At 64.4% G+C, this 971-nt stretch carries 1 protein-coding gene; it reads right to left on the bottom strand.

Going from position 1 to position 971, the window contains the following annotated elements:
* Positions 1–38 precede the first annotated feature (38 nt).
* Complete coding sequence (locus tag WDW90_RS37500; protein WP_336492787.1) at positions 39–488, bottom strand: GNAT family N-acetyltransferase; 450 nt, start codon at positions 486–488, stop codon at positions 39–41.
* Between the last annotated feature and the right edge of the window lie 483 nt (positions 489–971).

The raw sequence follows: 971 nt of genomic DNA, 5'->3' as shown, positions 1-971 counted from the left end.
CCTCGAAATCCACAAAGGCCAGACGCGTCATCCTTCGCTCAGCCCTTCTTGCGCAAGGGCCGCACGAAGCAGCCTGCCGCCTCCACGAACCCCGTGGCCTCGCAGAACCCTACGAGGTCCGGCTGGTGGGCCGATGCCAGCAGCTGCAGCGTACTGCAGCCTGCCTTCCGGGCAGCTTGCGAGGCCGTCTTCAGGAGCATGCGGCCGATCCCGCGACGGCGGTCGTCGGGGCCGACCAGCAACATTGTGACCAGCGCGATGGGCGAGGCTTCCTCGAGGGCTGGATACCAGCGCAGCGCGATCATCCCGCACGACGGTCCCCATTCCCATGCGACGAGGGCCGTGCCATGGCTGTGGCGGAGCGTCTCGAGCCGGTCCTCCAGTACTCGGGCCGGCACCGGGTGACCTGCAGCACTCATCAATTCGGCGAGACCGGGAGCGTCGGCACCCGTCGCTGTGCGGATCTCGAGTCCGTAACGGCTCCCCAACAGCGTCTCCGAGGGTTAGACGGCCAACCTGAACAGTGACTCAAGGCCGGCTGAAGCAGCAGATAGGGCTGGGAGCGAAGACAGGAACGACGGGACCTGTGAGGCGGTAGGACGTCATTATTCGTGCCAGCGCTTTCACGTCAGGAGGCGGTGCGCCAGCTCCTCTCTTTCCACAGAGGCTATGGCTGGGGCTGGCTGTCGTCGCAAGGCCGAGCCAGTGGATCATCCGCTCGATCAACTCCGTGGACGCAATCTCGGCTTCAGCTCCGAGCGCCACGATGGCGTCAGCTTCCAAAAACATGCGCGGAGGAGCCATCACAGATCTGCATCTGGAATGCGCAATGCGGCTTGGCTTTGGCCAGGCAGGGGGCCCATGCAGTCAGACCCGGTGCAGCCAATCTGCAACAGGGTTAACGAAGCGTAGCGGTTCGTACATCGTTCTCTTGTGGACAGCCGCCGAACTGGCCACACCTGCTCCTGGGA

The organism is Methylobacterium nigriterrae (assembly GCF_037106235.1).
Classification (GTDB): Bacteria; Pseudomonadota; Alphaproteobacteria; order Rhizobiales; family Beijerinckiaceae; genus Methylobacterium; species Methylobacterium nigriterrae.
Note: the sequence above shows the minus strand (reverse complement) of the source record. Positions and strands in the feature narration are given on the sequence as shown.